The sequence below is a fragment of the Flavobacterium sp. CLA17 genome, assembly GCF_013112255.2.
In the GTDB taxonomy this organism is placed as follows: domain Bacteria; phylum Bacteroidota; class Bacteroidia; order Flavobacteriales; family Flavobacteriaceae; genus Flavobacterium; species Flavobacterium circumlabens.
The window spans coordinates 5195157-5216027 of the sequence record NZ_CP068294.1 but is presented as its reverse complement, the minus strand read 5'-3'; the positions used below and the strand labels follow the sequence as shown (position 1 = coordinate 5216027).

The window sequence follows — 20871 nt, the reverse complement described above, 5'->3', positions numbered from 1 at the left end:
TTTTTTGTAAGATGTTTTTTAACGTTAAAAGAGTGTTTTTTAACGTTTTTTGTAATTAAATTCTTCATTTTTATTTGTGTAATTAAAATAATATTTGCATATTTGTTAAACCCAAAAGCTACTAAATCAAATGAATTTAAATGTCTACAAAATGTTTTGTGCCATTTCGGTTAAAACCGTTGGGAAGTCTATTGCTTAAAATTGTAAAACAATAAAAATATAGCAAAGCCTCCCGAAATTTTTGAGAGGCTTTTTAAATTTATACAGATGCAGAAATTTTTTAAAATAACAAATAATTCACAGATGAATAAGTCCCTACAGATGAACAAGATGTTTAGCGTCGCACGTATTTGTGCATGCGTCTGTTGATACTAAAAGAATATACAAGTTGTAAAAAACTTAAACCCTTTTGGTATTGTGACCCAAAAGGGTTTTTTTATTCCTTTTGACAGGGTAACAATTAAATAAACAAATAATAAAGATAAAACGATAACTTACTTAAACTTAAATACTATGAGCACATTAAACTACCTGACAAAGAAATTTTCTGCATTGAAAAACCTGAGAGAAAAAAGAAACAATCCGCCGCCGCCGGTAAATGAATTGGCTCATCCAAGCTTCGGAATTACGGAAACAGATAAAAACGCAGAAAAAAAAGCACCAAATTCATTATTGTTTTTGATGTATTCTAAAGAAAATGAAACACTTTTCATTTAAATCGAAAAGCATCATCAGATAGGGGTAATCCTGCTTAATTTTACTGGGCGCAACGTTCGGTGATTTTTTGCGTACCATAGTTTTAGATTGAATTATATTCAGGAATTTGAAGAATCAATTCAGATAAATTTGCTTGTTTAAGAAAATAGTAGTTAATTTGCACCGTTAAGTTCAGACACGTATTGAAATGTTATAAAGAAAGGACGAGGGATTAGACCCGATGAATCCTTAGCAACCCTTCGTTAATTCGAAGAAGGTGCTGCATTCTACCACGCCAAACGTGGAAAGATAACAACAAGAATTTGTCTGGTTCCGTCCAGACTTTCTTTCTAATATTTCCTCATACAAATCAATAATACAACAGATTTGAAATTGGAAAATATACCAAACCCTATAGACATTCAAAATTTCACCACAGAAAATGGTGCGGTTTACCATTCGTTACCCTTAAGTTTTACCATTGCCGGCTTGTCCTTACACAGCGCACCCGTTGTTTTGGTTAATCATGCCCTGACAGGAAATGCTGAGGTTACCGGTGAAAATGGATGGTGGAATGACTTAATCGGACCTGATAAAACCATAGATACTAATCTTTACACCGTATTAGCATTTAATGTTCCGGGTAACGGAGCTGATTCCTTTGTCATTGAAAAGTATCAGGATTTTACCACCAGGGATGTTGCCGCAATTTTTATAAAAGGACTTGAATTTCTAAAAATAGAACAGGTGCATACCATCATCGGAGGTTCCGTGGGAGGTGGAATTGCCTGGGAGATGCTGGCACTTGAACCTGACATTACTCAAAATTTAATACCTATTGCAACAGACTGGAAATCGACAGACTGGATGATTGCGAATTGTTATTTACAGGAACAAATCCTGAACAATTCCTCAAGACCCATAGAAGATGCCCGAATTCATGCAATGCTGTGTTACAGGTCTCCGGAATCCTTCAAAGAAAAATTTCAACGCACTGTCAATACCAGTCTTTCAATCTTTAATATAGAAAGCTGGCTGGCACATCACGGAGAAAAATTGCAAAAGAGATACCAATTATCATCCTATAAACTGATGAATCAATTGCTCAAAACCATAGATATTACCAGAAACAGTGCCGATTTTGAGACATTGTTGTCTAAAACAAATGCTGATATTCATATTATCGGAATCAATTCAGATTTGTTTTTTACGGCAAAAGAAAATCGGGAAACGTATCAGGAATTAAAAAAAATCAAAGACAATGTTTATTACAGCGAAATAGATTCCGTACACGGACATGACGCTTTCTTAATCGAGTACAAACAATTAGACCATTTACTTGCCGATATTTTTAAGGCAGAAACAATAAAAAGATAAAATGAAAATATTAAAATTTGGCGGCAGATCACTATCAAACGGAGAAGGACTTAACAAAGTTGTTTCGATTATTACAGATAAAATAAATCAGGGCGAGAAAATTGCCGTTGTGGTTTCTGCCCGCGGAAATGCTACTGATGAATTAGAAGATATTTTAACAATTGCCTCTAAAAATGGAAATTACAAGCCGTTATTAGAAAGTTTTAAAACCTATCAGATTTCAGATTATCCACAGGTTGATTTTTCGGAAGAATTTAATGTGCTGGATAAACTTTTTGAAGGAGTCAGCCTAATTGGTGATTACAGTAACAAAATCAAAGATCAGATTTTATCTAAAGGTGAATTGCTTTCGGCTAAATTACTGACTGCAATTTTGATTGAAAAAGGGATTCCTGCCAATTTTGTAGACACTAGGGAATTATTGAAAACGGATTCAAAATTTGGTGATGCACAGCCTTTAGAACAGCTTTCCAAGAAAAATGTGGTCAATTATTTCAAACAGCATAACGGAGAAACCGTAAATATTGTAACTGGATTTATTGGTTCAAACAACAATAACGATACCACCACTTTAGGAAGAAACGGAAGTAATTATACGGCTTCGTTAATTGCTAATTATTTAAATGCCGAAGAGCTTCAGAACTTCACACACGTTGACGGAATTTACACCGCAAACCCGGATTTGGTTGCCGACGCAAAAAAAATCGAATATTTGTCTTTCAACGAAGCCAACGAGCTGGCTAATTTCGGAGCAACAATCCTTCATGCTAAAACGATAATTCCGTTACTGGAGAAAAATATTCCGTTGCGAATTTTAAATACGTTTAATCACGAAAACAGAGGTACATTAATTACTTCTGATGCTACGAAAGAAGGAATTAAAACACTTTCTGTTCTTGAAAATGTTTCGCTGGTAAATCTTGAAGGCCGCGGATTATTGGGGAAAGCAGGTGTTGATGCCCGAATTTTTAAAGTAATGGGCGATCATAATATCAGTGTAAGTATCATTTCTCAGGGTTCTTCAGAAAGAGGAATCGGTCTGGTTGTGGCCACTGATAAAGCTACATTGGCAATGGTTGAATTAGAAAAAGAGTTCGAAAATGACTTTTATTCCAAAGACGTAAATCAAATTACGGTAACGGACAACGTTTCGGTTATTTCGATTATCGGACAGGATTTAAGTACGTTTCATAAACCCTACACCGCTTTAATCAAGAATAAAATTGTTCCGATACTCTTCAACAACACCGTTACCGGTAAAAACGTGAGTTTGGTGGTTAAGAAATCAGAATTGAACAGAGCGCTAAGTGTAATTCACGGAGAAATTTTCGGAGTTTCCAAAAAAATAAATATTGCGATTTTTGGTCACGGATTAGTGGGGGGAACTTTAATCAATCAGATATTAGAATCAACAACAGCAATTGAAAAACGCAAAGGAATTAAACTTAATGTTTTCGCTATTGCCAATTCCAAAAAAGTAATTTTAAACAAAAAAGGCGTAACTTCAGATTGGAAAAATGAGATTCAGAATAAGGGAGTTGCCTACACTATAAAAGATGTGATTGCCTATGCAGATGAGCACCATTTAGAAAACTTAATTGCAATTGATAATACGGCAAGTGCCACTTTTGTAGAAAATTATATTTCACTGATTGAAAGTAGTTTTGACCTTATTTCATCCAATAAAGTGGCGAATACACTAAGCTATGGTTTCTATAAGGAACTGAGAAAATCTTTGTCGGACAATCAAAAAAATTATCTCTATGAAACCAATGTTGGCGCAGGATTGCCTTTAATTGACACCATAAAACTATTACACCTTTCGGGTGAAAATATTACGAAAATAAAAGGAGTTTTCTCCGGAACCCTGAGTTACTTATTCAATAATTTCTCTGCAAAAGGCGTTCCGTTTAGCCAGATTTTACAGGAAGCAATTGATAACGGTTATACAGAACCGGATCCGCGTGAAGATTTATGCGGAAATGACGTAGGAAGAAAATTATTGATTTTGGCAAGGGAACTGGATTTGCAAAATGAGTTTGAAGAAATCTCAATTCAGAACCTTATTCCGGAACATTTAAGAGACGGAAATGTTTCCGATTTCCTGACTAAATTAAAAGAATTCGATCTAATTTACGAAAAGATAAAAGCGGATCAAAAACCAAATCACGTATTACGATATATCGGAGAATTGTCGGGTGATTTGCAAAACGACAAAGGAATTCTGGAGGTAAAATTAGTTTCAGTTCCTTCAGACACTGCTTTAGGCGGATTGAAAGGTTCTGATTCTTTCTTTGAAATCTATACAGAATCGTACGGAGACCGACCAATCGTAATTCAGGGAGCAGGTGCAGGCTCTGCGGTTACAGCGAGAGGCGTTTTCGGAGATATTTTGAGATTATCAGACAAGGAGTAGTGATTTTAGATTTCTACAGTTGAGAAGTTAAAGTAAATTTTAAAAATTAAAAAAATAAAGAATTTGAAATTTTCAAATTCTCCATGCCCCAAATAAATCAACCTAAAAAAATAATGAAAAAAATCTATCTCCTTTTATGTCTGATATCTTTTACGATGCAGGCAAAATATTATGAAGCTGTTTTAACTTTTGAAAACGGAACGGTTAAAAAAGGATTTGCAGAGCTCGTTGAAATAAATAGTTCTAAAGTTAAATTCAGGCTTACTGAAAAGGGAGATACAGAGAAAATTTTGAGTGAAGAGCTTAAAAAAGTCGAGTATGTGGATAAGGATGGGAATAAATATCAGGCAGAAAGATTATTTGTTCTTCAGGACAAAGGAGAGAAAGGCGTTAAGAAAAGCAGTGATAAATCCTGGTTGTACGTAATTTATGCTAATGGCATTAAACTTACGGTAGACGCGCTTCAATCCACTTTCAGGTATAATCCTGTTAACGGTACTTCAACGGGATCCGGAGGAGGTACCATGCTTTATATGGGAAAGGAAAAAGAGGATGGTGTTTATTTTGTCTATATGTTGTCGGCAATGATGTCTGTAAATGTAGGAATGGATAAAGCGGTAAGAAATATTTCAAGCCTTCAGTTTAAAGATTGTCCGGCTTTTTTAGAAGCTGTAAATGCTGAAAATTTCAAAAAAAATACTTTAGCCAATCGTATTATTGAGCTTTATGAAAAAAGCAATTGTAATAAAAAAGAAGTAGTTAAAGCTAAAACGCAGGAAACAAAAGTAAAAGCTAAAACAAAAGCTAAAAAGAAATAGCACATTTCTAAATTTAAAATATTCCTGAGTTCCCATTTTGGAATTCAAAAAACAAAAAACACAACAAAAAACAAAAAAATGAAAGTAACCTTAAACAGAGTAAATGACGCATTTCATTTTAAATTAAAAAATGAACGGGGTCATGTAGTCGATGTGGACAGCAGAGCCGAATTTGGAGGAAGCGATTTAGGCGCAAGTCCAATGGAGCTTGTTCTAATGGGCGTTGCAGGATGCAGTGCTATCGATATGATTTCGATTTTAAAGAAACAACGTCAGGAAATAACCTCTTTTAATGCTGAGGTAGAAGGACTTCGTGTTCAGATAGACGAAGCAAAACCTTTTAAGGAAATCAATGTGGTTTTCTACTTAGAAGGTGACATCAATCCGGAAAAGGCACATCGTGCTGCACAGCTTTCTTTCGAGAAATACTGTTCAGTAGCCAAAACGGTTGAACCAACTGCTACAATACAATACAAAGTTGTACTGAATGATACAGAATTAGGAAATTAGAGAATTAGATAATTCTCAAATAATGAAAATTCGCATCAAATTCCTTAGTGAATCTTTGTGAAATTTAAAAAGTGATGATTTGTACTCATTAGCGCAATTCATGTTAAACAAAAAAAAAATGAACGAACAAGAATTTGGTTTTGAAACACAGGCCATAAGAACACAATTAGAAAGATCTCAGTATCTGGAGCATTCGGTGCCCTTATACTTATCGTCAAGCTTTGTATTTGAAGATGCAGAAGATATGAGAGCTTCATTTACAGAAGAAAAAGAGAGGAATATTTACAGCCGTTTCAGTAACCCGAATACGACTGAATTTGTAGATAAAATATGCAAAATGGAAGGTGCTGAAGCCGGATATGCCTTTGCTACCGGAATGGCAGCCGTTTATTCCACTTTTGCAGCCTTGCTAAATGCAGGCGATCATATTGTATCTGCGAGCAGTGTGTTTGGTTCGACGCATGCGTTGTTTATGACGTATTTCCCAAAATGGAATATCGAAACTTCGTATTTTGAGATCAACAAACCGGAAACGATAGAGAGTTTCATTAAGCCTAATACTAAAATATTATACGCGGAGTCCCCTACAAATCCCGGTGTAGATATAATTGATCTGCAATTGTTGGGAGACATTGCCAAAAAACACAATCTGATTTTAATTATTGATAACTGTTTTGCAACACCTTATCTGCAGCAGCCAATTAAGTTTGGAGCGCATTTGGTAGTGCATTCAGCAACCAAATTAATTGACGGCCAGGGTCGTGTTTTAGGCGGAGTGACAGTAGGAAGCGAAGATTTGATCCGACAGATTTATTTATTTTCAAGAAATACAGGTCCGGCTTTGTCTCCGTTTAATGCGTGGATTTTATCTAAAAGTTTGGAAACTCTCGCCATTCGTGTAGAAAAACACTGCGAAAATGCTTTAAAAGTAGCGCAATTTTTAGAAGCGCATCCGAATGTGAGTAGTGTCAAATATCCGTTTTTGAAATCACATCCCCAATATGAAATCGCCAAAAAGCAGATGCTTTTAGGAGGTAATATTATTGCGTTTGAAATCAAAGGCGGAATAGAAGCCGGACGAAAGTTTTTAGATAAAATAAAACTCTGCTCACTTTCTGCTAACATTGGAGATACCCGATCAATTGTTACGCATCCGGCTTCAACAACACACAGCAAGTTGTCTGAAGAAGATCAACTGGCGGTTGGTATTACACAAGGTTTAGTGCGTGTTTCCGTAGGTTTAGAAACCGTAAAGGATGTAATAGCCGATTTAGAGCAGGCGCTTTCTTAAATAAATTTCAGACTTTAGATTTCTGATTTTAGATTGTTAGAAATCCATAAAGCAAATTATAAATAACGATTTTTGGCTGTAATTTAATTACGGTTAAAAATCGTTATTCTTTTTATTGTGGTTTGGCTAAAAAGTATATTTTTGTTTGGGCTAAAATTTAAATAGTATTAGTAATCACAAACTTAAAACCAAACCAAACATGAGTAACGCTACTTACATTCTTGATGACAAATTATTAGTTTCAGGCGGACAAAGATTTCTTAATTATCTTTTGGATAATATTTTTATTCTCGCCTTACTCTTTCTTTTGGCTGCTTTTTTAGGATTTTTCGGAGCTCTTTTAGGGTTGAACGGATTCGTGAACCGGATGGGTAACATTGGTGATTTAGAAGGAAGAATACTTTTTATTCTTTTCACGATTATTTATTACACCGTTACCGAAGGTTTGTTTGGAAGATCTCTGGCTAAACTAATCACAGGTACAATTGTAGTGGATGAAAATGGTGAAAAACCTGATTTTGGGACTATTCTTAAAAGAAGTTTATGCAGAATAATTCCTTTTGACGGGCTTTCGTTTTTAGGAAGTTCAGGAAGAGGATGGCATGATTCAATGTCTGATACTTATGTAGTGAATAAAAAAGCTTTAGATGAAGAAGTAAAAATATTCCATGAATTTAACTTAATTGGTGTTCAGGAAATAGAAGCATAAAAAAATGAAAATTATTAGATTAAAAAATAAAGATCAAAACGGGAGTGCTTTTATAGATATTCTTGAAAAGAAATTACTAACTTCTGATCGTGATCGCTTCTTTAACTGTATTATTGATTTTGCTTTTATTCTTATTACTATATTCCTTGTTACATTGATTGTTGTAATTACGGGTAATATTTTACAATTGGATATATATAGAATGTGGGGAGAAATTCTGATTCATCTTGGCTTCGTAGGAACGTATCTTTCTTTTGCAATGGTTTACTATTTTATTTTTGAGAGTTTTTCCGGCAGAACTTTAGGTAAAATAATGACAGGTAGTATTGTAATTAATGAATATGGATTAAAACCTGGTTTTGGTATTATTTTCAAAAGAACATTATGTCGTTTTATTCCTTTTGATGCTTTATCCTTTTTAGGAGAATCAGGAAGAATGTGGCATGATTCTCTTTCTAATACATATGTAGTTGAAAAAGATGTCTTAGAGGATGAAATGAAATTACAGGATTTGAATTTAATTGGAGTTAAAGAAGTAATTTGATAGGTAAAGTAGAATTTAAATTTCATATTTTTATTATTCTCATATAAAAAGCATATTTTTGTTACTTAAAATATACAGTTTGATGATTTGGATAAAAATCTAAAATCAACACTCTAAAATCTAAAATATTTAAAAGTGCTTTCAAAGAAAACAAAATACGGAATCAAAGCTTTAACTTATTTAGCAAGACGCGAGAATAACGAACCTGTACAAATTGCTGAAATTGCAAAGAGCGAACATATTTCAATTAAATTCCTGGAAAGTATTTTGTTGCTGCTAAGAAACTCCGGTTTTCTTGGTGCTAAAAAAGGAAAAGGCGGCGGGTATTACTTAATTAAAGATCCGAAAGATATCAGTATGGCCAAAGTGTACCGTATTTTGGAAGGTCCGATTGCATTGCTTCCGTGTGCAAGCCACAATTTTTATGAAAAATGCGATGATTGCGATGATGAAACAAACTGCGCAGCAAGACGCTTAATGACTGAGGTTAGAGATAATACACTTAAAATACTGGAAAGTAATTCGTTGGCAGATATTGCTTTCTAAGATTCATAAAACTTTTCTAAGAAATAAAAATAAAAAGGTTTAAAAAATCAATTTATAACCTACCATAAACAACATTACGGCAATAGCGTTTCTGAGGAATAAATCAGGAACTTTTCCGCTTAGCATGCTTCCGATGTAAATTCCGGGCAGAGAACCCAATAGTAATTGTCCAAGTAAAACCAAATCCAGATTTCCCATTGAGGCATGCCCTATTCCTGCCACAAGCGTTAAGGGTACAGCGTGCGCGATTTCAGTTCCTACTAATTTAGGAGTAGGCAGCAGAGGATACAGGAAAAATAAAGTCACTGTTCCTAATGCACCCGCACCAATCGAAGTAAGCGTTACCGTAGCGCCTAATAGTACACCAATGGCAACAGTCAGTACATTCTGAGTAGTACTCTCTTTGTGAAATCTGTCGCCGGCATGTTTTTTTGAAAACTTCATAATTCTATTCTTAAACAAAATCGCTACAGAAGTAAAAAGCAATGCCCAGCCTAAACTGTATTTAATTAAAGCATTTAGTGTTGTAATATCGGTTTTGATACTTTCTAATATCCATAAAGTGAGTAAGGCAGCCGGGACACTTCCAAGAGAAAGCCAGCCTGTAATCTTCCAGTTAATATTGCTTTTTTTATTATGGACATATACACCGCCCATTTTGGTAAAAGCGGCATACAATAAATCAGTACCAACTGCTGTTGTAGGAGGAATGTTGAACCACAATAAAATCGGAGTCATCAGAGAACCGCCGCCCACACCAGTCAATCCTACTATAAAACCCACGAATAAACCCGCGATTACAAGTCCTATTTGAAAATCCATAAATAAAAATTTTGCCAAAAATAACAACTAATTCACTATAATCCTATCGATTTTATAGACATTATATGAAGTATTACGTAAATACTTTGCTAAGCCTGTGTTTTTTAGTTCTTTAATAGGCTATGTGATTCTGAATTGTTATCAAATTTATAAAGAAAAGTAAGTTTTATTTTAAATGTTTGAGATTCAGCTCTTTTTTGAATTAAAAAATCCAAATATTATTTTGTTATTTACAAATAAATACTATTTTTGCATAGTAATCTACTAAGCCGATAGGGTAATGGATTAAAAAAAAGACATTTCAAAAAAAATATGGAGAAAGGATTGGAAATAAACGCAGTTGAAGTAAAGTCTGAAGTTTCTTTAAAAGAGAGATTATGGATTATCATTCCGGTTGTATTATTAATTGGTTTATTGATAACACTGGGTTATAATCATTATTCGGAATTTACCTGGAATGGATTTGTAGCAGGATTTAATCAGGAGCTTTTGGTTTTTTTCTTAATTGGTGTTTTTGCCCAATTGGTAGACGGTACTTTAGGAATGGGTTACGGAGCAACTTCCACTTCATTTTTACTGGCTTACGGAGTTCCGCCGGTTGTGAGCAGCACTGCGGTTCACGTGTCTGAAATGTTTACAACGGGAGCATCGGCACTTTCACATCACCGATTTGGGAACATCAATAAAAAGCTGGTAAAACATTTGCTGATTCCGGGAGTTTTAGGTTCCATAACAGGAGCGTATTTATTGGCAGATGTCATTAATGGCGATGTTATCAAGCCTTTTATTGCAGTTTACATGATTATTTTGGCTGTTATCATTATCAAAAAGGCCCTGAAAAAAAACATTATAAAAAAGAAAACTAAAAAATTAAGTGTTTTAGCTGTTTTTGGAGGTTTTATGGATTCAGTTGGCGGTGGTGGCTGGGGGCCAATTGTGACTTCAACATTATTAGGAAGAGGAAGAAATCCGAGATACACTATTGGTTCGGTAAATGCAGCAGAGTTTGCGATTTCATTTGCAAGTGGTATCACTTTCATGCTCTTTGGCGGAATCCACGGATGGCAGGTGATTATCGGTTTGATTTTGGGAGGCGTAATTTCGGCACCATTAGCAGCATTTTTAATAAATAAAATCAAAAGAAAACCAATGATGATTGCGGTTGGAATACTAATCATTTTATTGAGTTTAAAAACATTATCTAAATTATTATAAAATAAGTTTAGAAGGGAAAGAGAATATGAGTACGACAGTTACAGAATTATTATTAGAAAAAACGAAAGACTTTACACTGGAGCAAACATTGGCTTTTTTGGCTGATGAATATCCGGGGAAAGTAATTTTTTCAACTTCATTTGGACAGGAAGATCAGGTAATTACTGATTTTATCTTTAAAAATGATTTGGCAATCACGGTTTTTACCTTGGATACCGGAAGATTATTTCAGGAAACATATGATGTTTTTCACAGAACATTAAAAAAGTATAAAAAACAGATTGAGGTTTATTTTCCGGAAGCAGCAGCGGTAGAAAATTTACTTCAGACCAAAGGCCCGAACAGTTTTTATGATTCGGTTGAAAACAGAAAAGAATGCTGTTTTATCCGAAAAGTCGTTCCGCTAAGAAAAGCTTTATCCGGAAATGCAGTCTGGATTACAGGTTTAAGAGCCGAGCAATCCGAAAACAGACATGATTTAAATCTGTTTGAATATGACGGAGGTTTTGAAATCATAAAATTCAATCCGCTATTAAAATGGAGTTTAGAAGAAGTAGAAAATCACCTGAAAGAATTTAATGTTCCGCAGAATGCCCTGCACAAAGAAGGTTTCGTAAGTATTGGCTGTGCGCCTTGTACCAGAGCCATTTTTCCTGGAGAAGATATCAGAGCCGGAAGATGGTGGTGGGAATCGAGTCATAAGGAATGTGGTTTGCATGGGGCAAAGAAAGAGTAGTCAGCTGGAGAAAATAGAGGAAAGAATAAAGAGAATAGAACAAAGAGTAAAGAATCAAGAATTAAGATTGGAGCAACGGATTTTTAACCTGTTGAACAAAAAGAAACAAAAAAACAGAATAACGAGAGTTTAAGATTTTAGACAAGGTAAAATAACCTGAAACCTGAAACCTGAAACCTGAAACAAAAAAACACAATGAGTTCAGTATTAAAAACAAACGCTTTAGAGAGTGAAGCCATATACATTTTCAGAGAAGTAATATCGCAATTTGACAAACCGGTTTTACTTTTCTCGGGAGGGAAAGATTCTATAACACTAGTTCGCTTGGCCCAAAAAGCCTTTTTTCCTGCAAAGATTCCGTTTCCTCTTTTACACGTTGATACGGGACACAATTTTCCTGAAACCATTGCTTTCAGAGATAAATTGGTAGAAGAATTAGGGCTAGAGCTGATCGTTCGTAATGTTCAGGATGCTATTGATGAAGGAAAAGTAGTGGAAGAAACCGGAAAATATTCCAGTAGAAACAGCTTACAGACGATCACACTTTTAGATGCCATCGAAGAATTTAAGTTTGATGCCTGCATCGGTGGAGCGCGTCGTGATGAAGAAAAAGCAAGAGCAAAAGAGCGTATTTTTTCAGTTCGTGATGATTTCGGTCAGTGGGACGAAAAAAATCAACGTCCGGAGTTATTTGATATTTTGAATGGAAAAATAGAAAATGGTCAGAACGTTCGTGTTTTTCCAATTTCAAACTGGACAGAGTTAGACGTCTGGAGCTATATTGAGAAAGAGCACATCGAAATTCCGTCCATCTATTTTTCACATAAAAGAAAGGTTTTTTTGAGAGACGGTTTAATTTGGTCACATTCTCCTTTTGTGTACCAGGAAGAAGACGAACAAATCGAAGAACGAATTGTTCGCTTCAGAACCGTTGGAGATATGACTTGTACAGCCGCAGTGGATTCTTATGCCGCAACCATTCAGGAAGTAGTAGGGGAAATCAGAACTTCAACCATTTCTGAAAGAGGTGCCAGAATTGATGATAAGCGTTCTGAAGCCGCAATGGAGAAAAGAAAACAACAGGGATACTTTTAGTAGTTGACAGTTGATGGTTTTAACTTGATAGTTTTAAGTTGATAGTTTTATCGTTTAGCCCAACCAATTTATAAAAAGTAGTTTCAATATTTGAAGGTTTTAGTTAACGGCTTGAAGCAAACAACTAACAACCAACAACCAATAACAAAAAAAATGGAAGTTTTAAAAATAGCAACAGCAGGAAGTGTAGATGACGGAAAAAGTACTTTGATCGGAAGATTATTGTACGATACAAAATCATTGACTACGGATAAGATTGAAGCAATCGAAAAAAGCAGCAAACAAAAAGGATACGATTATCTTGATTTCTCATTGGCAACAGATGGTTTGGTAGCCGAAAGGGAACAGGGAATCACGATTGATGTAGCGCATATTTATTTTTCGACTGCAAAGAAAAGTTACATCATTGCCGATACTCCGGGTCATGTGGAATATACCAGAAACATGGTTACGGGAGCTTCAACTTCTCAGGTTTCTATTATTTTGATCGATGCCAGAAAAGGGGTAATTGAGCAAACTTACCGTCACTTTTTTATCAATAATTTATTGAGAGTAAAAGAGGTGATTGTAGCGATCAACAAAATGGATTTAGTGGATTATTCGGAAGAAGTTTTCAATAAAATCAAAGCCGATTTCCAGGCATTAAACGCTAAAAGTACTTTCAAAGAACAAAACGTAAGTTACATTCCGTTAAGTGCGATTAACGGTGGAAATGTAGTCGATAAATCAGAAAACATGACTTGGTACGACGGTCAGACGGTTCTGGAACATTTAGAAGGATTGCATTCTTCGGATGTTTTTGAAGCCGGAAAAGCCCGTTTCCCGGTTCAGACTGTAATTCGTCCTAAAACAGAAGAGTATCATGATTTTAGAGGATATGCCGGAAAACTGTACGGTAATTCAATAAAAGTAGGAGATGCGGTTACAGTTTTGCCTTCTTTAACAGAATCAAAAGTATCTAAAATTCACTTTTTCGATAAAACATATGATGAAGCCGTTGCAGGTTCATCTATCACCATCGAATTAGAAAATGATATCAATGTGACAAGAGGCGATATGATTGTAAAGTCATCTGAGCTTCCAAAAATTGACAAAGAAATCAGCACAACAGTATGTTGGATGGATAGTAAAAAACTGGTTGCGGGTACCAAATATATTGTACAACATAATACCAACTCCGTTTTGGCGAAAGTGGAAAGTATCAAAAATACGATCTCAACGGACTATTCCGGAACCAAAGAAGCCACACAATTAGCCATCAACGAAATTGGAGAAGTAACAATCAAATTAAGCAAGCCTTTATATTTTGATGCCTACAACGACAATAAATCAAACGGAGCGTTTATCCTGATTGATACAGCGACAAACACCACAGCAGGAGTAGGATTTATTAGATAGTTGATAGTTTTTGGTTTTTAGTTGATAGTTATCCTGCCAACAACCAACCATAAACAACCAACCATAAACTATAAACTAAGAGAAATGGAAAGTTTTAGAACAGAAATAGAAAATCCGATAGTTCAGAAAGAGATTATCGATCTTGAAAAAAAGATTCACTTATTCCGTGGAGGAAAAATTGATGATGAGCGTTTTCGTAGTCTTCGTTTAGCGCGAGGCATTTACGGTCAGCGTCAGGAAGGTGTACAAATGATTCGTATTAAATTGCCATACGGTAAAGTGACGAGCGAACAATTGGTGCGTATTACCAAAGTTTCTGATGAATATTCAACAGGGCGTTTGCACATTACAACCCGTCAGGACATTCAGATTCACTACGTAAGTTTAGACAGAACTCCGGAACTTTGGGCAAATCTGGCTAAAGACGATATTACGTTACGTGAAGCTTGCGGAAACACCGTTAGAAATATTACAGGAAGCGAACTGGCAGGTGTAGACGTAAACGAACCGTTTGACGTTTCGCCTTATGCACACGGACTTTTTCAATACCTGTTAAGGAATCCGATTTGTCAGGAAATGGGACGTAAGTTTAAAATTTCGTTCTCATCATCAGAAGAAGATACCGCTTTGAGTTATTTACACGATTTAGGATTTATTCCTAAAATTGTAAATGGTGAAAAAGGATTTAAAATCATGTTCGGGGGAGGTTTAGGTTCCCAGCCGGCCCATGCGGAATTACTTTCAGAGTTTGTTCCCGTAAACCAGATTATTCCAACAGCAGAAGGAATCATCCGTATTTTCGACCGATATGGCGAGCGTGCCAAAAGAATGAAAGCACGTATGAAGTTCCTGATCAAAGAAATGGGAAGAGATGTTTTCCTTGATTTGGTTGAAAAAGAGAAAAAAGCAATTGCTTTTGAAACGTACGAAATTGATACAACTGCTTTTGATGGCCCGATTCCGGAACCATTATTAGAAGTGCCGCAAGTTACAATCGAAGATACAGCCGCTTATGAAGCGTGGAAAGAATCGAATGTAATCGCTCAGAAACAAACAGGCTATTACGCGATCGGGATTAAAGTTTTATTAGGGGATTTCTATACCGATAAAGCGAGATTGTTAGCCGATTTAATTAAAAATTACGCTGCGAATGAATTGCGTTTTTCATTGCGTCAAAATATTGTAATCCGTCACGTAAAAGAAGAGAATCTTCCTTTCTTTTATCAGGAATTAGCCAAATTGGACTTTGTTCATTTAGGTTATAATTCGACAGCGGATATTACAGCTTGTCCGGGTACTGATACTTGTAATTTGGGGATTGCAAGTAGTACCGGTATAGCTGAAGAATTAGAAAGAGTAATCAATGCAGAATATCCTCAGTACAAAAACAACCGTGAAATTGAAATCAAAATCAGTGGTTGTATGAATGCCTGCGGACAACACAATATGTCGGCAATTGGTTTTCAGGGAATGTCTATCAACTCCGGAAAGCTGGTAGCGCCGGCATTACAGGTTTTATTAGGCGGTGGGAAATTAGGAAACGGAGCAGGACGTTTTGCCGACAAAGTGATTAAAATTCCAAGCCGAAGAGGACCGGATGCATTGCGTACCATTTTAAATGATTTTGATGCGAATGCCAACGGAGAAAAATTCCTGAATTATTACGATCTGAAAGGGGAGAAATATTTCTATGAAATTTTAAAACCATTTGCAGATGTAACCAATTTAACCGAAGCTGATTTTATTGATTGGGGGAATGCAGACAACTATGTAAAAGCAGTTGGAGTAGGAGAATGTGCTGGAGTTGTCATAGATTTGGTTGCTACTTTATTACTGGAAGCCAAAGATAAACTGACTTTCGCTCAGGAATCATTCGACGAAGGAAAATGGTCAGATGCTATTTATCATGCTTACGCCGGATTTGTAAATGGTGCAAAAGCATTATTACTTTCAGAAAATGAAAAAACAAACCATCACGCCGGAATTGTTGATTTGTTTGATAATGTTTTCATTACAAGTTCAAAAATAAAATTGCCAACAACATTTATAGAGGTATCAGATAAAAGTAATGGAGCGGTTACCTCTAAAGATTTGTCGCCTGCATCATTTAGAGAATTAGTATATCAAATCAATCAAAATGAACCTTCAGAAGTATTTGCAAAACAATACATTCAACAAGGAATTTCATTTTTTGATATTATAGAAAAATACAGAGCCCAGGAATTAGCAAATGCTTAATATTAAACCAAAAGTAACGTTAGTTGGCGCAGGTCCCGGCGATCCGGATTTGCTTACGCTCCAAGCGGTAAAAGCGCTGGCTGAGGCAAATGTGGTTTTGTACGATGCCCTGGCCAATGACGAAATATTAGCACACGCTCCCAAAAATGCCATCAAAATTTTTGTGGGAAAAAAAATAGGAAATCACGCGTACACGCAGGATCAAATCAATCAGCTGATTGTTGATAATGCTTTAACGTATGGAAATGTAGTGCGTTTAAAAGGCGGAGATCCTTTTATTTTCGGGCGTGGAAGCGAAGAAATAGAATTTGTTGAAAGTTTTGGAATCCCGACAGTTGTCGTTCCCGGAATTTCTTCTGTAGTTGCCGTTCCGGCGAGTCAGGGAATTTCGATTACAAAAAGAGGTGTTTCAGAAAGTTTCTGGGCCATTACAGGCACCACTTCCGACAGGAAATTATCCTCAGATGTAGCTTTGGCAGCACAATCCTCTGCGACAGTGGTCATTTTGATGGGAATGCACAAATTGCCTCAAATTGTCGATTTGTTTCAAAAGGAAGGCAAAGGAAATTTACCCGTAGCGATTATTCAAAACGGAACCACAACGGAAGAAAAAGTTGGTATTGGAAGAGTAGATTCGATTTTGGATATAGTAAAAGAACAACAATTAAGTTCCCCGGCGATTATTGTTTTGGGAGAAGTGGTACGGGAAAGCAATAAACTAAAAGGTTTTTACGAAGAATTTCTATCACAGGAAATTGTTCGATAAAATAAAAATCATCTAATTTTGATTGGATGAAAATAAATTAAAATGGAACAAAACGAATTATATCCCATATTCCTAAAACTTCACCATCTGAACGTGTTGATTGTGGGCGGAGGAAACGTTGGATTAGAAAAACTTTCTTTTTTGTTAAAGTCGAGTCCAAATGCCAATGTTGAGGTTGTAGCGCCGGACTTTCATTTAGAAATTAAAGTTTTAGCCGAAAAGCACCCGTCAATTAAATTGACCGAAGCGAAGTTTAAAAAAAGAATGCTCAAAAAGCGTCACATGGTAATCGCTTGTACCGATGATTTAAAAGTCAATAAAAGAGTATACGATTTATCCCGAAAGCGTTATTTGATTTGTAATATTGCCGACACGCCGGATTTATGTGATTATTACTTAGGCGGAATCGTCACCAAAGGAAATGTAAAAATCGCAATTTCAACCAACGGAAAATCACCTACAACCGCCAAAAGATTGCGGGAGTTTTTCGAAGAAGTGATTCCGGAAGATATCAATCAAATGGTTGAAAACCTCAATGAATACAGAAAAACACTGAAAGGTGATTTTGAAGAAAAGGTAAAAAGAATGAACGAAATTACGGCTTCATTAAAAAATAAAGAGTAAAAAATTGCACAAAGAAATCAATGACTTAAATCATTGTCAGAAGAATAAATTATTCGTTTCTTTGTATTATTAAGAATGATTATAAACAACAAGCATAATGATTAAAACAGATATACTTATAATTGGAGCAGGACCAACAGGTTTATTTGCCGTTTTCGAGGCAGGATTATTAAAATTAAAATGTCATATTTTAGATGCTTTACCACAAGCAGGCGGACAACTTTCAGAATTGTACCCGAAAAAACCGATTTATGATATTCCCGGATTCCCGGAAGTTTTAGCAGGAGATTTAATTGATAACCTTCAGGAACAAATTAAACAGTTTGAGCCAGGTTATACTTTAGGAGAGCGTGCTGAAACGATCGAAAAACAAGAAGACGGAAGTTTTATCGTAACCTCAAATAAAGGAACTAAATTTCACGCACCGGTAATTGCTATCGCCGGAGGTTTAGGAAGTTTCGAGCCCCGCAAGCCACTTATTGAAGATATTGAGTTTTATGAAGACAAAGGAGTAAAATACTTCATCAAAAACCCGGAGAAATTCAGGGACAAAAGAGTAGTAATTGCCGGAGGAGGAGATTCAGCTTTAGACTGGAGTATTTTCCTTTCTAACGTAGCTTCAGAGGTAACCTTAATTCATAGAAGAAATGAATTCAGAGGAGCTTTAGATTCTGTAGAAAAAGTACAGGAACTAAAAACAGCCGGAAAAATTAAATTAATCACTCCTGCAGAAGTAATCGGAATCAATGGTGCTGAACATGTTGAGTCTTTAGATATCGAAGAAAACGGAGCACACCGTAAAATCGAAACGGATTTTTTTATTCCACTTTTCGGATTAACGCCTAAATTAGGTCCAATTGGAGATTGGGGATTAGATATTGAGAAAAATGCCATTAAAGTAAACAACGCATTAGATTACCAGACTAACATTCCTGGAATCTTCGCTATTGGGGACGTGAATACGTATCCCGGGAAATTAAAATTGATTCTTTGCGGATTCCACGAAGCCACTTTAATGTGTCAGGCGGCCTACCAAATCATCAATCCGGGAAAAAAATATGTATTGAAATATACCACAGTTTCAGGTGTCGACGGTTTCGACGGAACTCGTAAAGAAGCTCCAAAAGCAGTTGTGAAAGCGATAGTTTAGTTTTGGAGGTACTAAGGTTCTAAGTTGCTAAGGCACTAAGATTTTTATACAGAAAGCTCAAACTTATGGTTTGGGCTTTTTCGTTTTTTTAAACATCGATGTTTTTGGGAAAAGGATAAACAGCCAGTGGTTTCAACCACTGGAGCTTATGATTTGAGTTTTTTCGTTTTTTAAACATCAATGCTTTTGGGAAAAGGATAAACAGCCAGTGGTTTCAACCACTGCAGCGTAATTTATATCAAAACGCATTGTCACGTTGCATAATCACGATCCGTCTTCCACGGTTGAAATCGTGCGCTATATTTAAAAAAACATACCCCAAATTTTAACCTTAGGCGCTTAGTACCCCAGCCCCTGAGAGTCTGGAAAAAAAAACTTGCAAGTAGCAATGCTATTTCATACCTTTGCACTGTTCTTAAAATTATTGAAAGTTATCACGAAAGGCGGAGGGAAAGACCCAATGAAACCTTAGCAACCCTTTATCATAAAGAAGGTGCTACATTCTACTTTATACTAATTCTTAGTATTAAAGATAGATAACACAAATACATAAACGTATTTCTCAAAACTCTTCCTGACAACTTATACTATTATTTTACTGAATTCAGTATCACGAGCGAATCATTGGCGCATTTTTGCCATCAATTGTTTACGCTTTTTTAAACCCGACAGGTTTTAATCGGAATTAATAATTTAATAAAAACTTAGCCTCTCAGCACCTTAGCGTCTTAGCAGCTAAAAGATAAATAATATGTCAACAACAATTCAGGAAGCAATAAAAAAAAATATCCTAATCCTTGACGGAGCAATGGGAACCATGCTGCAGCGCTATAATTTCTCCGAAGAAGATTTTCGCGGAGAGCGTTTCAAAGATTTTCAGCATCCGTTAAAAGGAAACAACGATTTACTATCCATAACACAACCACAAGCCATCCGCGATGTCCACGCTGCTTATTACGAAGCCGGCGCAGACATTGTAGAAACCAATACTTTTTCAGGAACGACAATCGGTATGGCCGATTACTTCCTGGAAGACCTGGTTTATGAATTAAACTACGAATCGGCTAAAATTGCCCGTGAAGTAGCCGACGAATTCACCGCTAAAAACCCGGACAAACCCCGTTTCGTAGCCGGTTCAATCGGACCAACAAACAGAACGGCAAGTATGTCGCCCGATGTAAACGACCCGGGTTACAGAGCCGTAACGTTCGATGATTTACGTATCGCCTACAAACAACAAGTAGAAGCCCTAATGGATGGAGGCTGCGATTTACTTTTGGTAGAAACCATCTTTGATACTTTAAATGCCAAAGCAGCACTTTTCGCGATCGAAGAAGTAAAAGACGAACGCAATATCGATATTCCGATCATGGTTTCGGGAACCATTACCGATGCTTCCGGAAGAACGCTTTCCGGGCAAACGGTAGAAGCTTTTTTGATTTCAGTATCGCATATTCCGTTATTAAGTGTGGGATTCAATTGCGCTCTTGGAGCCGATTTATTGAAGCCCTATTTAAAAACATTATCGCAACATACACAGTTTAATGTTTCGGCACATCCAAACGCAGGATTGCCAAACGCATTCGGACAATACGATGAAACACCGGAACAAACCCAAGCCTTAATCAAAGAATATTTGGATGACAATTTAATCAACATTATAGGCGGTTGTTGCGGAACAACTCCGGATCATATTCGATTGATCGCTGAGGTTGCGAAAGATTATAAACCTAGAGTAGCGCCAATATTGGTATAAAATAAAACGTTAAGTTTTTGCCACAGATTAAACGGATTTTATCGGAAACGCACAAAAAAAATCTGCAATAATCCTTTAATCTGTGGCAAGAAAAAAATTAGCTGAAATTAGAGGAATTCGTGGCAAACATTTTATCATAAGTTAATAAAACAAACCGTTAAATT

General features: G+C 36.0%; 19 protein-coding genes and 2 riboswitches. Of the genes, 18 read left to right on the top strand and 1 reads right to left on the bottom strand.

The features are described from left to right. Positions 1-513 precede the first annotated feature (513 nt). From HAV12_RS21485 to HAV12_RS21445, 9 genes are all read left to right on the top strand, one after another. On the top strand, positions 514-717 hold the full coding sequence (locus tag HAV12_RS21485) for a hypothetical protein (RefSeq protein ID WP_132031946.1): 204 nt from the start codon (positions 514-516) through the stop codon (positions 715-717). 187 nt (positions 718-904) lie between these two features. Beyond that, positions 905-1012, top strand: a riboswitch (SAM riboswitch). Between the two features lie 77 nt (positions 1013-1089). After that, complete coding sequence (locus HAV12_RS21480) at positions 1090-2073, top strand: alpha/beta fold hydrolase (protein WP_240345207.1); 984 nt, start codon at positions 1090-1092, stop codon at positions 2071-2073. Between the two features lies 1 nt (position 2074). Continuing rightward, positions 2075-4489, top strand: a complete 2415-nt coding sequence (thrA, locus tag HAV12_RS21475) for a bifunctional aspartate kinase/homoserine dehydrogenase I (RefSeq protein ID WP_171571397.1) — start codon at positions 2075-2077, stop codon at positions 4487-4489. Between the two features lie 113 nt (positions 4490-4602). Continuing rightward, complete coding sequence (locus HAV12_RS21470; RefSeq protein ID WP_171571396.1) at positions 4603-5307, top strand: hypothetical protein; 705 nt, start codon at positions 4603-4605, stop codon at positions 5305-5307. 78 nt (positions 5308-5385) lie between these two features. Further along, on the top strand, positions 5386-5817 hold the full coding sequence (locus tag HAV12_RS21465; protein WP_171571395.1) for an OsmC family protein: 432 nt from the start codon (positions 5386-5388) through the stop codon (positions 5815-5817). Between the two features lie 118 nt (positions 5818-5935). Then, positions 5936-7108 (top strand): PLP-dependent aspartate aminotransferase family protein, encoded by a 1173-nt coding sequence (locus tag HAV12_RS21460; protein WP_171571394.1) that lies wholly within the window; start codon positions 5936-5938, stop codon positions 7106-7108. Between the two features lie 199 nt (positions 7109-7307). Further along, positions 7308-7817 (top strand): RDD family protein, encoded by a 510-nt coding sequence (locus HAV12_RS21455; RefSeq protein WP_171571393.1) that lies wholly within the window; start codon positions 7308-7310, stop codon positions 7815-7817. 4 nt (positions 7818-7821) lie between these two features. Further along, positions 7822-8361 carry an RDD family protein gene (locus tag HAV12_RS21450; protein ID WP_171571392.1) on the top strand — a complete coding sequence of 180 codons (540 nt, stop codon included), beginning with the start codon at positions 7822-7824 and terminating at the stop codon, positions 8359-8361. Between the two features lie 135 nt (positions 8362-8496). Continuing rightward, positions 8497-8907 (top strand): Rrf2 family transcriptional regulator, encoded by a 411-nt coding sequence (locus tag HAV12_RS21445; protein ID WP_171571391.1) that lies wholly within the window; start codon positions 8497-8499, stop codon positions 8905-8907. A 39-nt stretch (positions 8908-8946) separates the two neighbouring features. On the opposite strand, the gene HAV12_RS21440 is transcribed toward HAV12_RS21445, so the two are convergent. Then, on the bottom strand, positions 8947-9729 hold the full coding sequence (locus HAV12_RS21440; RefSeq protein ID WP_171571390.1) for a sulfite exporter TauE/SafE family protein: 783 nt from the start codon (positions 9727-9729) through the stop codon (positions 8947-8949). Positions 9730-10041: 312 nt separating this feature from the next. On the opposite strand from HAV12_RS21440, the gene HAV12_RS21435 reads away from it, so the two are divergent. From HAV12_RS21435 to HAV12_RS21395, 9 genes are all read left to right on the top strand, one after another. Next, positions 10042-10944 carry a sulfite exporter TauE/SafE family protein gene (locus tag HAV12_RS21435; protein ID WP_171571389.1) on the top strand — a complete coding sequence of 301 codons (903 nt, stop codon included), beginning with the start codon at positions 10042-10044 and terminating at the stop codon, positions 10942-10944. 25 nt (positions 10945-10969) lie between these two features. After that, on the top strand, positions 10970-11680 hold the full coding sequence (locus HAV12_RS21430) for a phosphoadenylyl-sulfate reductase (protein WP_171571388.1): 711 nt from the start codon (positions 10970-10972) through the stop codon (positions 11678-11680). A 195-nt stretch (positions 11681-11875) separates the two neighbouring features. Continuing rightward, positions 11876-12775 (top strand): sulfate adenylyltransferase subunit CysD, encoded by a 900-nt coding sequence (cysD, locus tag HAV12_RS21425; RefSeq protein ID WP_127337837.1) that lies wholly within the window; start codon positions 11876-11878, stop codon positions 12773-12775. Between the two features lie 153 nt (positions 12776-12928). After that, the gene (locus HAV12_RS21420) at positions 12929-14173 is read left to right on the top strand and encodes a sulfate adenylyltransferase subunit 1 (protein ID WP_171571387.1); all 1245 of its coding nucleotides are present in this window, start codon (positions 12929-12931) and stop codon (positions 14171-14173) included. A gap of 84 nt (positions 14174-14257) precedes the next feature. Beyond that, the gene (locus HAV12_RS21415) at positions 14258-16411 is read left to right on the top strand and encodes a nitrite/sulfite reductase (protein ID WP_171571386.1); all 2154 of its coding nucleotides are present in this window, start codon (positions 14258-14260) and stop codon (positions 16409-16411) included. Continuing rightward, complete coding sequence (cobA, locus tag HAV12_RS21410; RefSeq protein ID WP_171571385.1) at positions 16404-17177, top strand: uroporphyrinogen-III C-methyltransferase; 774 nt, start codon at positions 16404-16406, stop codon at positions 17175-17177. Before HAV12_RS21415 ends, cobA begins: the two co-directional genes overlap by 8 nt. 42 nt (positions 17178-17219) lie before the next feature. Next, a complete protein-coding gene (locus HAV12_RS21405) occupies positions 17220-17801 on the top strand; it encodes a bifunctional precorrin-2 dehydrogenase/sirohydrochlorin ferrochelatase (protein ID WP_171571384.1) in 582 nt (193 codons plus the stop codon). 97 nt (positions 17802-17898) lie between these two features. After that, positions 17899-18951 (top strand): NAD(P)/FAD-dependent oxidoreductase, encoded by a 1053-nt coding sequence (locus HAV12_RS21400; RefSeq protein WP_127337832.1) that lies wholly within the window; start codon positions 17899-17901, stop codon positions 18949-18951. 428 nt (positions 18952-19379) lie between these two features. Then, positions 19380-19494, top strand: a riboswitch (SAM riboswitch). Between the two features lie 208 nt (positions 19495-19702). Next, a complete protein-coding gene (locus HAV12_RS21395) occupies positions 19703-20707 on the top strand; it encodes a homocysteine S-methyltransferase family protein (RefSeq protein ID WP_171571383.1) in 1005 nt (334 codons plus the stop codon). Positions 20708-20871: the final 164 nt, after the last annotated feature.

Bases quoted from the DNA above. Each gene is read 5' to 3' on its own strand.
- HAV12_RS21415 (WP_171571386.1), top strand. From the start codon at position 14,258: ATGGAAAGTTTTAGAACAGAAATAGAAAATCCGATAGTTCAGAAAGAG.
- HAV12_RS21460 (WP_171571394.1), top strand. From the start codon at position 5,936: ATGAACGAACAAGAATTTGGTTTTGAAACACAGGCCATAAGAACACAA.
- cysD (WP_127337837.1), top strand. From the start codon at position 11,876: ATGAGTTCAGTATTAAAAACAAACGCTTTAGAGAGTGAAGCCATATAC.
- HAV12_RS21405 (WP_171571384.1), top strand. From the start codon at position 17,220: ATGGAACAAAACGAATTATATCCCATATTCCTAAAACTTCACCATCTG.
- HAV12_RS21450 (WP_171571392.1), top strand. From the start codon at position 7,822: ATGAAAATTATTAGATTAAAAAATAAAGATCAAAACGGGAGTGCTTTT.
- HAV12_RS21420 (WP_171571387.1), top strand. From the start codon at position 12,929: ATGGAAGTTTTAAAAATAGCAACAGCAGGAAGTGTAGATGACGGAAAA.
- HAV12_RS21485 (WP_132031946.1), top strand. From the start codon at position 514: ATGAGCACATTAAACTACCTGACAAAGAAATTTTCTGCATTGAAAAAC.
- HAV12_RS21435 (WP_171571389.1), top strand. From the start codon at position 10,042: ATGGAGAAAGGATTGGAAATAAACGCAGTTGAAGTAAAGTCTGAAGTT.
- HAV12_RS21465 (WP_171571395.1), top strand. From the start codon at position 5,386: ATGAAAGTAACCTTAAACAGAGTAAATGACGCATTTCATTTTAAATTA.
- HAV12_RS21400 (WP_127337832.1), top strand. From the start codon at position 17,899: ATGATTAAAACAGATATACTTATAATTGGAGCAGGACCAACAGGTTTA.
- HAV12_RS21395 (WP_171571383.1), top strand. From the start codon at position 19,703: ATGTCAACAACAATTCAGGAAGCAATAAAAAAAAATATCCTAATCCTT.
- HAV12_RS21455 (WP_171571393.1), top strand. From the start codon at position 7,308: ATGAGTAACGCTACTTACATTCTTGATGACAAATTATTAGTTTCAGGC.
- cobA (WP_171571385.1), top strand. From the start codon at position 16,404: ATGCTTAATATTAAACCAAAAGTAACGTTAGTTGGCGCAGGTCCCGGC.
- thrA (WP_171571397.1), top strand. From the start codon at position 2,075: ATGAAAATATTAAAATTTGGCGGCAGATCACTATCAAACGGAGAAGGA.
- HAV12_RS21430 (WP_171571388.1), top strand. From the start codon at position 10,970: ATGAGTACGACAGTTACAGAATTATTATTAGAAAAAACGAAAGACTTT.
- HAV12_RS21440 (WP_171571390.1), bottom strand. From the start codon at position 9,729: ATGGATTTTCAAATAGGACTTGTAATCGCGGGTTTATTCGTGGGTTTT.
- HAV12_RS21470 (WP_171571396.1), top strand. From the start codon at position 4,603: ATGAAAAAAATCTATCTCCTTTTATGTCTGATATCTTTTACGATGCAG.